Below are 15,486 nucleotides of genomic sequence, written 5' to 3' on the forward strand. Positions count from 1 at the left end.
AAGTAGAGCGACTTCTATTGCATCAAATAGTCTTTCACTTCACCGAGCTTACTGGCCCGAGGCTTTGTTTACTCCTTTACAATCTTTACTACTTGTGCGAAGTTACTGCCCGTGATACGCACTAGGTAAACACCCTGCGGTAAAATAGCATTGACAAAAGAAGTTGCTTCTCCACCCTGCATCCGTAGGGTTTGCAGTTTGCGTCCTTCCATCCCCAGTACTTCGACAGTATAGCTACCAGCTGGCAATGCCGTCAAATCTACCATCGTTTGGCTAGTAACAGGGTTAGGAGCAATTACTGCTGTACCGGCTAATGAGTTACCGCGGAACGTTACTGTATTCACTCCACTATATACTACTTTGCCGTCCAGGTCCTGCTGGCGCAGGCGGTAATACCACGTACCAGCGCGGTTACCAATGCCTCTATCAGAGAATTTGTAATCAGTGCGCTTAGTTGTAGTGCCTTGACCGGTGACGGAACCTACAATTACAAAGACTTTGGCGTCAGCTGAGCGCTCCACGTCGAAACCGGAGTTGTTTAGCTCTTGCGACGTAGTCCAGCGCAGTATTGCATCTGCATTGAGTGCCTCTGCGGTGAAGAGCGTAAGTACTACAGGCAAAGGCGTTTGAGCGGTATTCGTCCGGAATATAGCTTCCGTTGCGCTGGCCGAAGCCTTAGGGGCCGTGGAGGATGCCCCACCATAGGCGGGGTCATATATATCTACTAGGCCGTTAAAATTGTCGTCGTGGTAGTAGGTGCTGGTCCGATCCAGGAAATTGGGGATTCCGTTGCTGTTGGCATCCTGCAAGAAAGCGGACATTGTGGTTCCCCCAAAACCAGTGCTATTGGTGGTAACCACATAATAGCTGGCTTTGCTTGGATTGTTTATCGCGAACAAACGGGCTTTTGCCAGAATTTCATCTCCTGCTTGGCCGCTACCGCTGGTGTCGAAACCCTCCGTCCAGTCAGCAGTCTGCTGGTAGATGGGTAAGGTAGCCTTGGTCGTATTGTCGCCGTCTGAGTCCAAATCAAACATATCCGCTAAAAGGTCGCCGTCCATGTTCACAACTGTGCCAATGGTAGTACCTCCATTATCGCCGTCGTAGGCATCACGCAAACCATCCTCATCTGTATCAGCGGTAAAGTTTGCCTGTCCTTTACGAGCAGTATAGGTTGCGGTAGACAGGGCCTCTATTTCATCCGAAATACCATCGTTATCAGAATCAACATCCAGGAAGTTGTAATTGGAAGCCGTGATAGAGTTTGCCGTAAACGTGTCGTTGTCGTTGTCCGTCAGCACGTACTTGCTCGTGGGGGTAGTGCTTTCCGTGGTTAGAGTGGGAGTAGTTCGGTTACCACCATAAGCAACCAAAGTTCCTTCAATAGCGTCGGGCAATCCGTTCTTTCCGACCCCAACCCCGATACCCGCCGTAGCGAATGCCGCTGAGATATCAGTGTTGTCAGATCGTCTCCGGGCAGTTCCAACGTAACAAGCCTTGGCTGCATCGTAGGAGCTGGTAACTGTGTAGCCATTAGCAGTTGTTCCGACAGTTTGCGTGAAGGTCTGGGTGGGCACCACGTTTCCGTTGGCTTCTACCGCGTCAGCAATGCCATCGTTATCTGCATCCAGGTCGAAGTGGTTTGGCACGCCGTCTAGGTCAGTATCAAACCAGTCATTGATACCATCAGTGTTTAGGTCGCGGAAGCGACCAAAGATGGGGTGGATATATGCTGCGTCGAGGTATACCAGGGTACCTCCACTAACGGTTTGTGGATTTACGCTGTAGGTTTCGTGGGTATCCAGAATACCGTCGTTGTCATCGTCTAGGTCAGAGGCGTCAGTAATACCGTCTCCGTCATTATCGCAGACATACTGATAGACGTAAACTTGGTCGATGGGCGTGATAAAGCCGTAGCTCCACGTATTGATAGTTAGACCATCGCCAATTGCGTTGGTTGTATTACCCCAAGTATGTACGCCCAATGTTGAAACTTGGCCGTTGAGGCTTGAGCGTACAGGGAAGTTCGTGGCGTTTAGGTTCGTATCATCCCAATACAGACGGTCGAAATACTGCCCAGCTCCCGAAGTAGGACGCACGTTCTGGATACGCAAGCCATCTGGGTTACCCTCGGCATCATACAGTGGATAGTTGACAGGCGCACCAAAGCTGGTAAAGGACAGCGTAATGGTAGTACCAATAGCAACGGTAGCACCTGATTTATCTTTACCATCCCAAACGATGGTAGCAGGCGTATTGGCTAATACGTTCTGTGTGAGCAGAACGTCATTGGTATCCTGAATGCCATTGCCGTTGAGGTCAATCAGCACGTTAACAGAGCCTTGCTCTCCGCTCGTGGTAGTAAAGGCCACGCCTCCTTGTCCCGTGGTAGGGTTACAGAACGCTTTGGCAGTTCTTGTAAACACTGGTGCGGCGGCGGAAGGCCAGAGGGTCGGGTCCGGATTATTTACGAAGTTGTTATACTCTGATGAAGCTGAAGCTCCACTCACACTCTTACGGCTCTCCTCGAAAGCACCTGCTGTATTTGTGCCTTTGGAGTTAGCGACAAAGAAGAAGTCAACCGGACGCATACCGGCTAGTTCTACTTCTTTCACAAAGAAGCGGGTTGCATCTTGCACGCTGGGTACCAGCGTAAACAAACTAAAGTCTGCTGATAGCCGGTTTTCGTAGCCCGTACCTCCCGAAGCGCCAGAAGTAAACGCCCAGAATTTGCTAAACAAGCGCCCGGTTTGCTCCTGCCCCGTAGCGCTAAGCACCGTAAAATCCCAAAAATTATAGTAGGAGCGTTTTACTGCCGCTGCTAGTCCGCTTTCTCCAACCTGCGTAAGCTCCACCCAGTAGTCACGTGTCCCGGTTGCCGTAGCTGGATATGCTACCGTAAGAGCATCATATCCTGTAGGGTTTGCGGCCGTTTTGGGCCCTGCTTGATTTTGAGCAGCAGTACTAATTACGCCAGGTTGCGCTTGTAACGTAGCTTGGCTAGTGCTGCTAGTGTTCCGAAGAAGCGTAGTAGTAGCCGCAATCTGCTCTACCCCAGACGCATCCTTATATTTTATAGTGACAATTAGGTCGCTTTGGTTACCTCCTCCTACACTAGTGCGCTGTAAGCCATAGTACAAGGTTTCCCCTGGCTTCATTCGGATGAATAACCGCTCGGCATCCGGAGCACCCGGCTTCAAAAACTTCCGTGAAACATCGAAAGGTGCTGAGCTATCGTGTATCAGATATCCTGCAATGGTATTAGCAGGGTCTGTTAAGGCAGTAGGTGTACCGCTACGGTTAGGAGTAAGCTGTTTTGACCCCTCAGCCTGAACTGCTTGGTTTCCTCCAATTCCCAGAAGTAGACTTCCCAGCGTTGCCGCCCAAATTGGTAAGCGTTGTTTCATAATACTGATATTTGAAGAACATGACTTCACGCCATTTGTACCTGCATGGCACATTCCCAGCTTGACAAAAGTACATTCTCAAATTGACAGAGCCGCTAACCCTCAACATTTTAGCTTGAAAAGCTGTAAAAATTTATATATTTCTACAACATAGTAAAATGTTTCCCAACCAGGGAATAGGATAACTATATAATTTATTGATTTTGTACTATATCAATTTCTCCTGCTTATCTGTACTATCATAAGGATACTCCCTAGTTGTCTTAATATTTCTATCCTCGTATACGGCAAGCAACCTCCGTGACCTTCCGGTTGATTTTGCCACCTACCATAATTATTTTCAAGTCGTATATGTCGCGCCACCGGCCTCCGTCCCAACCACTTACTGATGTTGACGTTGCCATTGTGGGGGCTGGCAGCGCCGGCCTGAGTGCCGCCCTGGTGCTGGGCCGCTGCCTGCGCAAAGTAGTGGTGCTGGATGGAGGTTCCCCCCGCAATGCCCCCTCCCCGGCAGTACAAGGCTTCTTCACGCGCGACGGAACCCAGCCGGCCGATTTGCTACACCTGGGCCGCGAGCAGCTGGCCCCGTACGCTACCGTCGAGATTCGGGTGGCGCGGGTGTTGAGCGTGGTGGTGCAGGGCCACTTGTTTGTCCTGACGCTGGAGGGCCCTACCGGGCGCAGCTCCACCCTGACGGCGCGCAAGGTACTACTGGCTACTGGAGTAGAAGACGAGTTACCTCCTTTGGATGGCATGCGGGAGCTATGGGGCCGCGGGGTGCTCCACTGCCCCTACTGCCACGGCTGGGAAGTGCGCGACCAGCCCCTGGCCGTGTACGGGCGGGCCAAGATGGTAACTGGCCTGGCCCTGCTGGTCAGCCGCTGGAGCAAGGATGTAGTAGCCTGCATCGATGGGCCCGGCTTCCTGACCGAAAACGCCCGGCGGCGGCTGCGGCAGCAGAAAATTCAGGTGCGCGAGGAGCCCGTGCTGCGGCTGGAAGGCACCCCCACCGGCGAGTTGCGCCACATTGTGTTTGCCTCGGGGGAGAAGCTGGCGCGCACGGCCGTATTCGTGCACGCCCACCAGCACCAGCGCAGTCCACTGGCCGAGCAGGCCGGTTGCCGCCTCACCAGCAAGGGCGCCATCTGGGTCGATAAAAAGCAACAAACCACCGTCCGGGGCCTGTACGCGGCCGGCGACACAACCCCGGGCACCCAGCAGGCTATTCTGGCCGCTGCCGAGGGTAGCGCCGCCGCCATCAGCATCAACGAAACCCTCACCCGCGAGGAATGCCCGAAGTAGAGGCTGCTCCCCTCGTGCGCCCACGGCATTCGGCTTCCTTTCGCGAAACCAGCCACACGTAACCCGGCCAGCATATCCACGTGGGTACGCCGGCTGGGTTTCTGGCGTCAAAAGCAATAAAGCCGACAACTTTCTGACGGGGCCTGCTTTGTGGTGCAGTGCTAACCAGTATCTTGTTACCGATCTTCCGCCCAACTGGCCGTATACCTGGTGCATTATGAAAGGTGTGTTTTTGCTGCTTTGCTTGCTTCTGCTGCTAGGCGCGCCCGTAGCCTGGGCCCAGCGGGTGGTGTTCAGCGGCCAGGTCACGGAGGCGGCTACTGGGCAGCCGGTGCCGTTTGCCTCGGTGTTTGTGCGCGGCACCAGCCAGGGCACCACCGCCGACGATAATGGCCGCTACCAGCTCACCGCCAGCGGGCCCGTGGATACGCTGGTGGCCTCGGCTATTGGGTTTGCTGCCCAAAAGAAGAAAGTAACGGCGGCTGAGCGCCAGACTATCAACTTTACGCTGGGCAGCGGGAGCGTGTCGCTGGGTGAAGTGGTCGTGCGGCCCAGCGAGAATCCGGCCTACGCCATACTGCGGCGAGTACAGCAGCACAAAGCCCGTAACGACAAGCGCCACCTCCGGGCCTTTGAGTTCCAGAGCTACAACCGTACGGAAGTGTCGCTCAACAACCTGCCTGATCAACTGAGCCGCCGCAAAGTACTGCGCCAGATGGCTCAGGTAGCCGACAGCCTGGGGGTGGCCCGCGACGCGCAGGGCAAGCCCGTGGTACCCATCTTTGCCTCCGAAGTACTTTCGCGCTTTTACCAGAACAACGACCCGCTGCGCCGACGGGAGGAAATTCAGCAGACGCAGATGCGCGGGGCGGCTCCCCGGGAAGGCTCGGTGGTGTCGCAGATTATGGGTTCCTCGTTCCAGGACTGGGACTTTTACCGCAACTGGCAGCAGCTGCTGGGCAAAGACTTCATTTCGCCCATTGCCGACGGCTGGAAGTTCACCTACGAGTACGAGTTGCAGGACTCGGTGATGCTGGGCCAAGACTTCTGCTACCAGATTGGAGTAGTGCCCCGCCGCCCCCACGATCTGGCTTTTTCCGGTACCATCTGGATAACGGCCGACACCTACGCCCTGCGCCGCCTAGACCTGAGTGTTAGTCCCGAGGCCAACCTCAACTTTGTGGAGCAGATTCGGGTGTACCAGGAAATGGCGCCCACGGCAGCCGGGGCGGAGTTGCCCCGCCGCACCCGCGTAATTATCGGCATCAAGCCCACCAAAGGCAGCACCGGCGTGCTGGCCCGCTTCACCACCGTCAATTCGGGCTTCGTAGTGAACCAGCCTAAGCCCCTGCCCTTCTACGACCGGCCCCTGGAAACGGCAGCCACGGCCTTTGACGGACCCAAGGACTTTTTCGACAAAAACCGGCCTGACTCGCTCAGCCGCCAGGAGCAGGCCACCCTGATGGTGCTGGACTCAGTGCGCCAGCTGCCGGCCGTGCGCTCCTTGCTGGAGCTGGCCGATGTAGCCGTGAACGGCTACTACCGCCTGGGCAAGCTGGACCTAGGCCCCATCCTGACGGCGTATAGCTTCAACAGTATTGAGGGCCACCGGTTCCGGGTGGGATTCCGTACTACCCCCGAGCTGAGCCGCGACTGGCTGCTGCGCTCCTACCTGGCCTACGGCACCCGCGACGGTCGCTTCAAGTACGGCCTGCGGGTGCAGCGCGTGCTGGACCGGCGCCGCTGGACGGTAGCCAACTTCGAGCATCGCCACGACCTGGACCAAGTAGCCCTACTGGACAACGACTACGCCCTGGAAAACCCGCTGTTCGAGGCCTCGGCCCGCCTGGGCGACATCAGCAGCAGCCGCCCGCTACGCCGCGACCTGACCACGGTGGCCCTGCAGTCGGATCTGTTCCGGGGGTTTACCCAGCGCGTGATGGTGCGCCACCAGCAGTTTCGGCCGCTGTATCCGTTTGCCTACTATACCCAGGAGCCCCACCCCGGCTCGCCCACCACCGACCACTTCGACCTCGCGGAGATTGTGCTGGAGTCGCGTTATGCCCGCGACGAAGTGCTGGTGGAAAACAACCAGAACCGCCGCACGGCCATTGGGGTGAAGCGCTGGCCGGTGTTTACGGTGCGCTACACTCTGGGCGTCGACGACGTGCTGGGCTCTGATTTCCGCTACCACAAGCTCAACCTGCTCATCGACCAAAGCCTGCGCCTGGGCCAGCTGGGCCGCACCGACTACCGCCTCGATGCCGGCTATATCCCAAGCACAGTGCCTTACCCGGTACTCAAAACTCACCTGGGCAACCAGTCGCCGTTTTACAACGCCGGGGCCTTCAACCTGATGCGCTACTTTGAGTTTGTCAGCGACCAGTACGTGGCGTTTCGGGTGGAAAATCAGTTCGATGGATTTCTCCTCAACTCCTTGCCAGCCATCAAGCAGCTTAACTGGCGGCTGGTGGCTACTGGCAACCTGCTCTGGGGTAGCGTACGAGAGTCCAACCGGCGTATCATCCCCCAGGAAGATCCCATCAATGGCGGTCCGCTGCCCTCCTTCCGCCCTCTGGGCCGCACGCCCTACGCCGAGGTAGGCTACGGGGTAGAGAATATTTTCAAGGTAGCCCGGGTTGATTTCCTGCACCGCCTCACCTACCGGCAAAATCCTGGTGCCCGCACGTTTGGAGTGAAGGTAAGCTTCCAGTTCAAGCTGTAGCGCCCGCACCAGTTGACGGACGGGCCAGCGGCGAAATCCCTAGCGGATATAGCGGGTAGAAACTACTTCCTGAACCGGCAAGGGTAGCAGCCACGGTTGCGTTTCCTTCCGCAGCAGCGAAATTGGTTGGTTTCTCGTACCAGTCTCTACGCCGGGTTGCCGGGGCTGCTTTGCAGGGCGGCATCGGCTATTCTGCCTCCTCCTAACCGTCTTCTGTTTCTATGCTGCTAGCCCAAGCCATTGCCACTGCCTTCCGTCAACGTTTTCAGCACGAGCCTCTGCTGGTGCGCGCCCCCGGCCGCGTGAACCTCATTGGGGAACACACCGACTACAATGGTGGCTTCGTGCTGCCCGCCGCCGTGGACAAGGAAATCTACTTCGCCGTAGGGTTAAACCAGACCGACACCATCCAGCTGGTGGCCCACGATCTGGACAAGACCTTTTCAGTGGCCACCAACGGGGTGCAGCGCAGCAAAACCTTATGGGCCAACTACCTGCTAGGGGTAGTAGCCCAGTTTCAGAAGCGAGGCATTCAGGTGCCGGGCTTCGACTGCGTCTTCGGGGGCACCATTCCGATGGGGGCGGGCATGTCCTCGTCGGCGGCGGTGGAGTGTGGGCTGGCCTTTGCCCTGGACCAGCTGCTGGAAACCCAGCTGGACCGGATGACGCTGGCTCACATGGCCCAGAAAGCCGAGCACGAGTTTGCCGGCGTACAATCAGGCCTCATGGACCAGTTCGCCAGTCTGTTCGGGCAGGCGGGGCAGGTGGTACGCCTGGACTGCCGCTCCCTGGCATACGAGTACTTTCCCTTTGATACCTCGGCCTGCCACATTGTGCTCTGCAACTCCGGGGTGAAGCACTCTTTGGCCAGCTCGGAGTACAACACCCGCCGCCAGGAGTGCGAGCGGGGCGTTACCATTTTGCAGCAGCATTACCCCGCCGTGCAAAGTCTGCGCGACGCTACCCGGGAGCAGGTGCAGGCCCTGCGCGAGGAGCTGGGCGAGGTAGTGTACCGCCGCTGCCTGTACGTGGTCGAAGAAAACCTGCGGGTAGAAGCGGCCTGCCACCACCTGCTGGCCGGCAACCTACAGGCCTTCGGGCAGGAAATGTACGCCTCCCACGCCGGCCTGCGCGACCAGTACGAGGTGAGCTGCCGGGAGCTGGATGTGCTGGTGGCGGCGGCCCAGACTGCGCCCGGTGTGTTCGGGGCCCGCATGATGGGCGGCGGCTTTGGTGGCTGCACTATTAACCTGATTTCCCCCGAGCAGGTAGACTCATTTATCGCCCACCAGAAGGCCGCCTACCAGCAGCAATTAGGGCTCCCCCTGGAAACCTACTCGGCTACCATTGTGGCCGGTGTGGGACTCTGGGCGGGGCCAGCGGAGGTGTAACGCCCGCCGGTGACCTGGCTTAGGCAGTAGTACTGGTGCAGGCCGCTTCCGGCTTTTCAGCGGGCAACACCGAGCTAGCAGCGGGCGGCAGCCAGCTATGCGTAAGTAGCTGGCTAGCAACTTATACCCACTAGGTCGGCACGGGTACGGAACCGGTAGCGGTAAGAGATGACTCTGGTGCAGAAAGGGCTATTGCTTTCATCGAAGACCAGGTTGGATGATAGAAAGGTTCTTCGTTTGATAACAGATTTTGCTGTCCTTCGGCCGAACAATCCGGAGGCCACGGGCGTTGGACCACTAGCCCCGCCTTTGGTAGTGAGACTTGCACGGAGCCCGTACCTTTGGCATATTGAGCGCGCAAAGCTCAACGCTACTTACCAACTGGCTCAGGCAGTTACCCGGCATCCGGTGGGGTAGCGCCTGGCCCTTTCCTCTGACTGACACCTTATGCCTAAGTACGAAGTTGCCAACCTAACGCTGGCGGAAGCCACCCGTCACGCGCCTTTCATTGACTATGCCCGCTGCATCGATGCCAGCCAGCGCCCTTACAACCACGTAGGCGACTGGCCCGAGGAAGGCCGTCTCTACCCCGTGCGCGTGGTAGACTCGCGCACCGAGGGCATTCCGCTAGTGCATGTGCTGGGCTTCGAAGGCGAAGCGCCTTACTATAACGCCTACGGCCCCCACCGCTTTGAAATGCTGCTCACCGTGTGGCTGAACTAGATTTCACCTTTCACTTAGTAAACAGCAAACGGCCCCTGCTACCTGGCGGGGGCCGTTTGCTGTTTACAGAGGTGCGTAACTTCCAGTCGGAACTCACGGCCTCCGCCTGATTGGCATGTGTGCTCCTCGGCGTCTCACCTCAACGCCACGTTGTAGCTTGCCCGAGTAAGCCGTTGTCCGGTTGCCCCATCAGAGGCGGCCGAACCACACGTGTCTTCAGGCCTCTTGCTGGGGCTGGGTGGCGGGGGTGCGCAGGGCGTAGAGCACGGGCTTGCTCGGGCTGGCGTCCAGCTCCAGGCTTGTAACTTGCAGGCTGAGCAGGTAGAGGCCATCTACCACGGCATCGGGCACGAAAATCAGCTCCGTGATGGTAGCCCCCGTGCGCGTAGCGTGGGGGTAGCGCCAGAAGGCATGATGGGCGAGCAGTTGGCCGGCGTCCTCTTCCCGGTCCACGCTGGGCAGATCGAGCAACAGATGGTCTACACCTTGCTCTGCCAGGTAGTGGGCCAGGGCTGGCTCCAGATAAGCAGGATTGGTGCCGGAGTAGTGCTGGGTGCGCTTGGCCGGCAGGTTGGGCAGGGTCCGCAAGATCAGGGCCTCGGGCCGCAGACCGGCATGCGCGCCCCGGTCTAGCTCCCGCCGCACATCCTCCAGAAGTACTACCTCGTCGCCGTTGGCCTGGGTTCGTGCGGGCACCGAAATCAGCCGGGCCACGAACAAGAAGCGGCGTAAGCAGCGGTTAAGGGTAGCTTCCGGATGGGGGGAAATGTGCCCGTAACATTCCGTATGCGTGCCATTGCCGTGGGGCGTCAGGTGCACGCGCTGGTAGTTGGTGCTGCCGCCTGCCGCTACGCTCCCGACAAAGCTGCCCACCTGAATTACCTCAAACTGCACCGGCTCGGCCCAGAAGCAGTTCACCTGCTGCTCTCCCGGCGCTAGGGGTAGAGAAATATCGAGCGGAGCCGCGGGGTCGAAGGCAAACGAGAGTTGGTGATAGGGGTAGGTAGCCAGCATGAAGTGAGAGAAAATGAAGAGGGAAAGCTGCCGCGCTTACTCAGGAAGTATCTCCTGAGCTAACTGGTTTAGAATCCGGCTGATTTCTCCGGCATGACTAAGCACCATGAAATGCCCGCCGCCGCGGATAAGGTATTCCACGGGGGTAGGCCCGGGCGGAAACACCCGGTCGTGGGTGCCCAGAATCTGGATGCTGCGGCCTACCTGGGTACTATCCCAGTGCAAAAGCCGGTCGATGGCCCAGCGGGTGTAGACCGGCTCCATGTCCTGCAGAATCTGCTTGAACAGGCGGTACTCCTCCCCGTTTTTCACCCCGAAGTACCACTGCCCCGGCCGCGGAAACAGCTTCAGCAAGTGCGGCGGCACCAACCGGTACACGCCCGTAGCCCGAATCAGGCGCAGCAGCGGGGGTAGGCAGCTGGCATCGGGGATGCTGCTGATCAGCACGGTGCGCAACCGGGGCCGCAGCCGGTTGATTTCCAGCCCCACTACTCCCCCGAACGACACCCCCACCAGCAGCCCTTCCGCCTCTGGCGGAATGTTCTTGGCCATGCGGGCAGCGTAGTGCGGCAGGGTTTCGTCGGGCTCCGGCGTCAGCCAGGTCAGCACCCGCACAGGGCCGTGCAGCAGCGGCAGCAGGTTCTGAAACACCCGCTCGTCGGCCCCTAAACCAGGCAAAAGGTAAAACATGCAGCAAATTGATAAGACGGCGAACCAACGTACGGCTGAGGTTGGAGCTCCACCGGCGCACTACGGTATAATTCCGCATCAGCCAGATACAAGGCTCAGCATTCCACTAGCCCTCCTTTAGGGCTCAATGCGCAGGAACACGCCTTCCAGGTAAAAGATGTTGTGCGGCTGGCTGCCCTCATACTCGGCGGCTTCCTCGCTGTCGGCGTCCATCCTGATGTCGAAGGTTTCGTCTTCGTCACCTTCCTCGTAGGGCTCATCGGCGGGGTAGGTACAGGAAAGCTTAAGGGCCACGTTGGGCAGAGGCACGGGCGGGTCGGCTTCGGTATTATACTCCAGCAGACAGGGCCACTCGTGCACCGTTGCCAGGGCATCGGCAATGTCTTCCTGGAGCGCCTCGGCGCGGGAGCCGGCCAGGCGCAGTAACAGATCGAGCTGCTGGAAGGGCAGGCCCAGGTGAAAGAAGTGGGATTCCTGGTCGAAATAGGTAGTAGCCCAGATGGTAACGTCGTCGGAGTTATCGAACACAATGGCTGTTATCTGCACCTGCTCGATAAAGAAATCCGTGTCGTCGGCCAGGGCGTCAATTAGTCTTCTCATACTCACGGATTTAAACAAGAAGCAGTAGGGCTACCCATTGGCGGGCAACACCCCGGCGGCACCCACTCAAGAGGGCTGCCGCGGCTACTGCGGGCGGGAAGGACGGGAAATTAGCAGTTTTCCCGGCGGGGTGTATCCGGCGCGGCTACACTTCCTGCTTTTCTAGCGTTGTGCTACCTCGCTCTTAGCCCTGAAATAACTCCAGCGTAATGTGGTCGGCCAGCAGCTTGCCTGGGGTGGTGAGGCGCAGCACCTGGTCCGTCAGCGTGGCCAGGCCGGTGGCTTGTAGTTCCGTGAGGTAGGCCGCCCGCTGGGCCAGCAGGTCCACGCCCAGGACCTGGTGCAGGTGGCGCAGGTCGCAGCCGTGGGCGGTGCGCAGGCTGGTCATCAGGTACTCATTGGCCTGGTCCTGGGGGCTGAGGTGCTCCACGGTGGCCGGCACCTGCCCCTGCTCCAGCACGGCAGCCACGTACTGTGGGTTGTTGGCCACGGTGTACTGGCGGCTGTGGCCATTGAAGGAGTGGGCGCTCGGCCCCAGCCCCAGGTAGGGCACCCCGCGCCAGTAGGCCGAGTTGTGGCGCGACTCGCGGCCGGGCTGGCAGAAATTACTGATTTCGTACTGCTCGTAGCCGTGGCGGGTCATTTCCGCGAGCAGCAGCTCAAACTGCCGGGCCACGAACTCATCGGGCGGGGCCGTAAACTTGCCCTTCTTCAGTTGGCGCCCGAACACCGTATCGGGCTCAATGGTGAGGGCATAGCAGGACAGGTGGGGCACCCCCAGCGCAAACACGGCGGCCATATCCTCTTCCCAAAGCTGATGGCTGGGGGCGGGCACGCCGTAAATTAAATCTACCGAAATGTTCTCGAACCCGGCTGCCTGGGCCCGTAGTACGCCCGCCCGCGACTCCAGGGCCGAGTGGGCCCGGTTCATGAGGCGCAAATGAGGCTCGTGAAAGCTTTGCAGCCCGATGCTCAGTCGGTTGACGGGGGAGGCGGCCAGCTCCCGCACTTTGGCACTGGTCAGGTCGTCGGGGTTGGCCTCCAGAGTAACTTCCGCATCCGGAGCCACCGGGAAATGGCGGTAGATGGCCTCGAAAATGGCATCCAGCTCCGCCGCCGTCAGCAGGGAGGGCGTGCCCCCGCCGAAGTAAATGGTAGTGAGCGTGGCGTCCGGCCCCAGGTAGTCGCGGCGCAGGGCCAGCTCCCGGGTCAGGGCTTCTACCAGCCGGCTCTTCAGCCCCATGGACGTGCTGAAGTGAAAGTCGCAGTAGTGGCAGGCCTGCTTGCAGAAGGGAATATGAAGGTACAGACCAGGCATCAGAGGAAAAACAAAAAGGTGGCCTGCATAGCGCTTAGCCAGTGGCAGGCAGGGAGCAGCCCACGCCGCAACAACCCGTAACAGCAACTACACCCTCGGAAGTTGCCCACTGTTCAAGAAGGCGGATGTGAAAAAGGCCGACTGCTGGACCTCCTGTTTGTCGCCCGTGCGGCACCCTCTGCGGGGGTAGCAGGTGGCAGGGCCCGGCACAAAAGTACAGCCGAAAACCCGGCCCAGCAGCTTCTGCCACCACAAAGTAGGGGGGAGCGGTTATAGGCGGCGCAGCCTATTGTATTTTCGGGAAAGAAAACGCGGCGTTTTGCGTTTCTGCTGCTACATGCCCGTCCGCATCTTCTTTCTTTGGTTGCTTCTGCTCCCGCTGCCTTCCGGGCTGATGGCCCAGAATCAGCAGGTGGCCCCCCTGAACCCGGCTGCGCCGCCCTTACCAGCTATGCCACCGGCCCTGCCGCCCGACTCAGCGCGGCGCGTGGCGGCGCTCCGGCCAGCGCCGCCTACGCGGCCTGTGCGGCCCGTAGTGTTGCAGGTAGTGGCAGAGGCCGCCGACCGGCCGATTCTGCGCCCGTACCGCTACCGCACCACGTTGCCCGACTCCCTGGCCGCGTTGCGCGAGGTGCGGACCCTGGTGCTAGCTCTGCAGAACGACGCCTACCTCACGGCCTCGGCCGATGAACTGCGCTGGCGCCACGACACGCTGCGCGTGCAGGTCTATGTAGGTGAGAAGTTTCGCTGGGCCCGCCTGCGCAACGGCAACCTCGGCGACGGGTTGCTGACCCGGGCCGGCTACCGCGAAAAACTGTTTCGCCAGCAGCCCTTCCAGCCCCAGGAATGGGCCCGCCTTCAGGAGAACATCCTTCACGAAGCCGAAAATCAGGGCTACCCTTTCGCCACCATTGGGTTGGACTCGGTGGTGTTACGCGGGGCCGATGTAGAGGGCCGGGTAGTCTTGCACCGCGGCCCGGCAGTAACTTTCGATTCGTTGCAGGTGGTAGGTAAAACCAAAACGCGGGCCCGCTTCCTGACCAAGTACCTCCAAATTGAGCCCAACCAGCCCTTTAGTCAGCAGCGCATCCGGGAGGCTGCGCGCCGCCTGCGGCAGTTGCCTTACCTTCACCTCAAGGCCGAGCCCGAAGTACGCTTTGCCCGGGGACGGGCCCGGGTATATTTTCTACTCGAAGACCGCACGGCCAACCAGTTCGATGCCATTGTGGGGGTGCTGCCTACTCCTAACCCGGGCCTGGGGCAGAAGCGCATTCAGATTACCGGCGACGTGACCATCAACCTGCGCAACCTCAGCGGCGGGGGCAAAGGTCTAGGGGTGCAGTGGCGTAAGCTTGATGCCAGCTCCCAGTTGCTGGACGCGCAGTACGTGCACCCGGCTTTTTTCGGGACGCCGCTGGAGCTGGACGGCAGCTTCAATCTGCTCAAGCAAAACGACCAGTTTCTGACGGCCCGCCCCCGCCTGCAGTTGGCCTACCCCTTACCCTCCGCCGGCCGGCTGGCGTTTTTCGTGGAGTGGCGCAACTCCCGCCTAATCGACTCTACTCTAAAACGGGCCACAGTGCTGCCCGAGAACATCGACTCTCGCTTTACCGCTTACGGCCTCGACTACGCTTGGAACACGCTCGACGACCCGTACTTCCCGCGGCGGGGCATGCTGGCCAGTGGGCAGGCCTCCGTCGGCACCAAGCGCATCAGCAAAAACCCTGATCTGAATGAGGCGCTCTACGAAGGCTTAACCCTGCGCTCCACCCAAGTGAGCCTGGGAGTGCGCGTAGAGCGCTACTATCGGGTGGGGCGTAGCGGGGTGCTGCTTACCCGCCTGCGCGGCGAGGCCTTGGTAAACCAGCGCCTGTTTTTGAACGACTTGTTCCGGCTGGGCGGCCTGGCTACCCTGCGCGGCTTCAATGAGCTGAACTTCTACGCCAGTCAGTACGCCGTCGGTACGGCGGAGTTCCGGCAGTTCACTGGGTCCGATGCCTACCTGTTTCTCTTCGTCGACCAGGCCTACCTGCGCCGCAACCTGCCTGCTGACCCGCTGCCCCACGATACTCCTACGGGGTTAGGAGCTGGCCTGAGCTTCCGCACTGGCGCAGGGCAATTTCAGTTTGTGTACGCCCTGGGCCGGACTCAGCAGCAAAAGTTTGCGCTCAACTCCGGTAAAATCCACTTCGGCATTACCAGCCGGTTCTGAGTTATCAGCAACAAGTGCCGCCCTACCCCTAGCCTAAGGATGTGCAACCAACCCAATAAACGAAAAAGCTTCCCCTGCTGGCAGAGGAAGCTTTTTCGTTGAGT

General features: G+C 59.3%; 10 protein-coding genes. 5 read left to right on the plus strand and 5 right to left on the minus strand.

The window, feature by feature from the left end; all coding sequences use genetic code 11:
- Positions 1-68: 68 nt before the first annotated feature.
- Entirely contained in the window at positions 69-3,407 is a 3,339-nt protein-coding gene (locus K3G63_RS14615) for a T9SS type A sorting domain-containing protein (protein ID WP_220614825.1), read from the minus strand.
- A 318-nt stretch (positions 3,408-3,725) separates the two neighbouring features.
- Here K3G63_RS14615 and K3G63_RS14620 point away from each other — a divergent pair, with 318 nt between their 5' ends.
- The 4 genes from K3G63_RS14620 to K3G63_RS14635 all read left to right on the plus strand — a co-directional run bounded on the left by K3G63_RS14620 (position 3,726) and on the right by K3G63_RS14635 (position 9,548).
- Positions 3,726-4,709 carry an NAD(P)/FAD-dependent oxidoreductase gene (locus tag K3G63_RS14620; protein WP_220614826.1) on the plus strand — a complete coding sequence of 328 codons (984 nt, stop codon included), beginning with the start codon at positions 3,726-3,728 and terminating at the stop codon, positions 4,707-4,709.
- A 217-nt stretch (positions 4,710-4,926) separates the two neighbouring features.
- Positions 4,927-7,434 carry a DUF5686 and carboxypeptidase-like regulatory domain-containing protein gene (locus tag K3G63_RS14625; protein WP_220614827.1) on the plus strand — a complete coding sequence of 836 codons (2,508 nt, stop codon included), beginning with the start codon at positions 4,927-4,929 and terminating at the stop codon, positions 7,432-7,434.
- Positions 7,435-7,655: 221 nt separating this feature from the next.
- Complete coding sequence (galK, locus tag K3G63_RS14630) at positions 7,656-8,825, plus strand: galactokinase (RefSeq protein WP_220614828.1); 1,170 nt, start codon at positions 7,656-7,658, stop codon at positions 8,823-8,825.
- A gap of 447 nt (positions 8,826-9,272) precedes the next feature.
- Positions 9,273-9,548: a hypothetical protein gene (locus K3G63_RS14635; RefSeq protein ID WP_220614829.1), complete on the plus strand. Its 276-nt coding sequence runs from the start codon at positions 9,273-9,275 to the stop codon at positions 9,546-9,548.
- Between the two features lie 216 nt (positions 9,549-9,764).
- Here the strand turns inward: K3G63_RS14635 and K3G63_RS14640 are convergent, their stop codons facing one another.
- The 4 genes from K3G63_RS14640 to hemW form a co-directional block, all read right to left on the minus strand.
- A complete protein-coding gene (locus K3G63_RS14640) occupies positions 9,765-10,562 on the minus strand; it encodes a cyclase family protein (protein ID WP_220614830.1) in 798 nt (265 codons plus the stop codon).
- A 36-nt stretch (positions 10,563-10,598) separates the two neighbouring features.
- Positions 10,599-11,252 (minus strand): alpha/beta fold hydrolase, encoded by a 654-nt coding sequence (locus K3G63_RS14645; RefSeq protein WP_220614831.1) that lies wholly within the window; start codon positions 11,250-11,252, stop codon positions 10,599-10,601.
- 117 nt (positions 11,253-11,369) lie between these two features.
- Positions 11,370-11,852 carry a hypothetical protein gene (locus K3G63_RS14650; protein ID WP_220614832.1) on the minus strand — a complete coding sequence of 161 codons (483 nt, stop codon included), beginning with the start codon at positions 11,850-11,852 and terminating at the stop codon, positions 11,370-11,372.
- A 184-nt stretch (positions 11,853-12,036) separates the two neighbouring features.
- Entirely contained in the window at positions 12,037-13,170 is a 1,134-nt protein-coding gene (gene hemW / locus K3G63_RS14655; RefSeq protein ID WP_220614833.1) for a radical SAM family heme chaperone HemW, read from the minus strand.
- 337 nt (positions 13,171-13,507) lie between these two features.
- On the opposite strand from hemW, the gene K3G63_RS14660 reads away from it, so the two are divergent.
- On the plus strand, positions 13,508-15,382 hold the full coding sequence (locus K3G63_RS14660) for a BamA/TamA family outer membrane protein (RefSeq protein ID WP_220614834.1): 1,875 nt from the start codon (positions 13,508-13,510) through the stop codon (positions 15,380-15,382).
- The last annotated feature ends 104 nt before the right edge of the window (positions 15,383-15,486 follow it).

It is taken from the genome of Hymenobacter sp. HSC-4F20 (genome assembly GCF_019599275.1).
Lineage (GTDB): Bacteria > Bacteroidota > Bacteroidia > Cytophagales > Hymenobacteraceae > Hymenobacter.

Coding starts and splice junctions, on each gene's coding strand:
- K3G63_RS14625 (WP_220614827.1), top strand. CDS start 4,927: ATGAAAGGTGTGTTTTTGCTGCTTTGCTTGCTTCTGCTGCTAGGCGCG.
- K3G63_RS14640 (WP_220614830.1), bottom strand. CDS start 10,562: ATGCTGGCTACCTACCCCTATCACCAACTCTCGTTTGCCTTCGACCCC.
- K3G63_RS14650 (WP_220614832.1), bottom strand. CDS start 11,852: ATGAGAAGACTAATTGACGCCCTGGCCGACGACACGGATTTCTTTATC.
- K3G63_RS14635 (WP_220614829.1), top strand. CDS start 9,273: ATGCCTAAGTACGAAGTTGCCAACCTAACGCTGGCGGAAGCCACCCGT.
- galK (WP_220614828.1), top strand. CDS start 7,656: ATGCTGCTAGCCCAAGCCATTGCCACTGCCTTCCGTCAACGTTTTCAG.
- K3G63_RS14660 (WP_220614834.1), top strand. CDS start 13,508: ATGCCCGTCCGCATCTTCTTTCTTTGGTTGCTTCTGCTCCCGCTGCCT.
- K3G63_RS14615 (WP_220614825.1), bottom strand. CDS start 3,407: ATGAAACAACGCTTACCAATTTGGGCGGCAACGCTGGGAAGTCTACTT.
- hemW (WP_220614833.1), bottom strand. CDS start 13,170: ATGCCTGGTCTGTACCTTCATATTCCCTTCTGCAAGCAGGCCTGCCAC.
- K3G63_RS14645 (WP_220614831.1), bottom strand. CDS start 11,252: ATGTTTTACCTTTTGCCTGGTTTAGGGGCCGACGAGCGGGTGTTTCAG.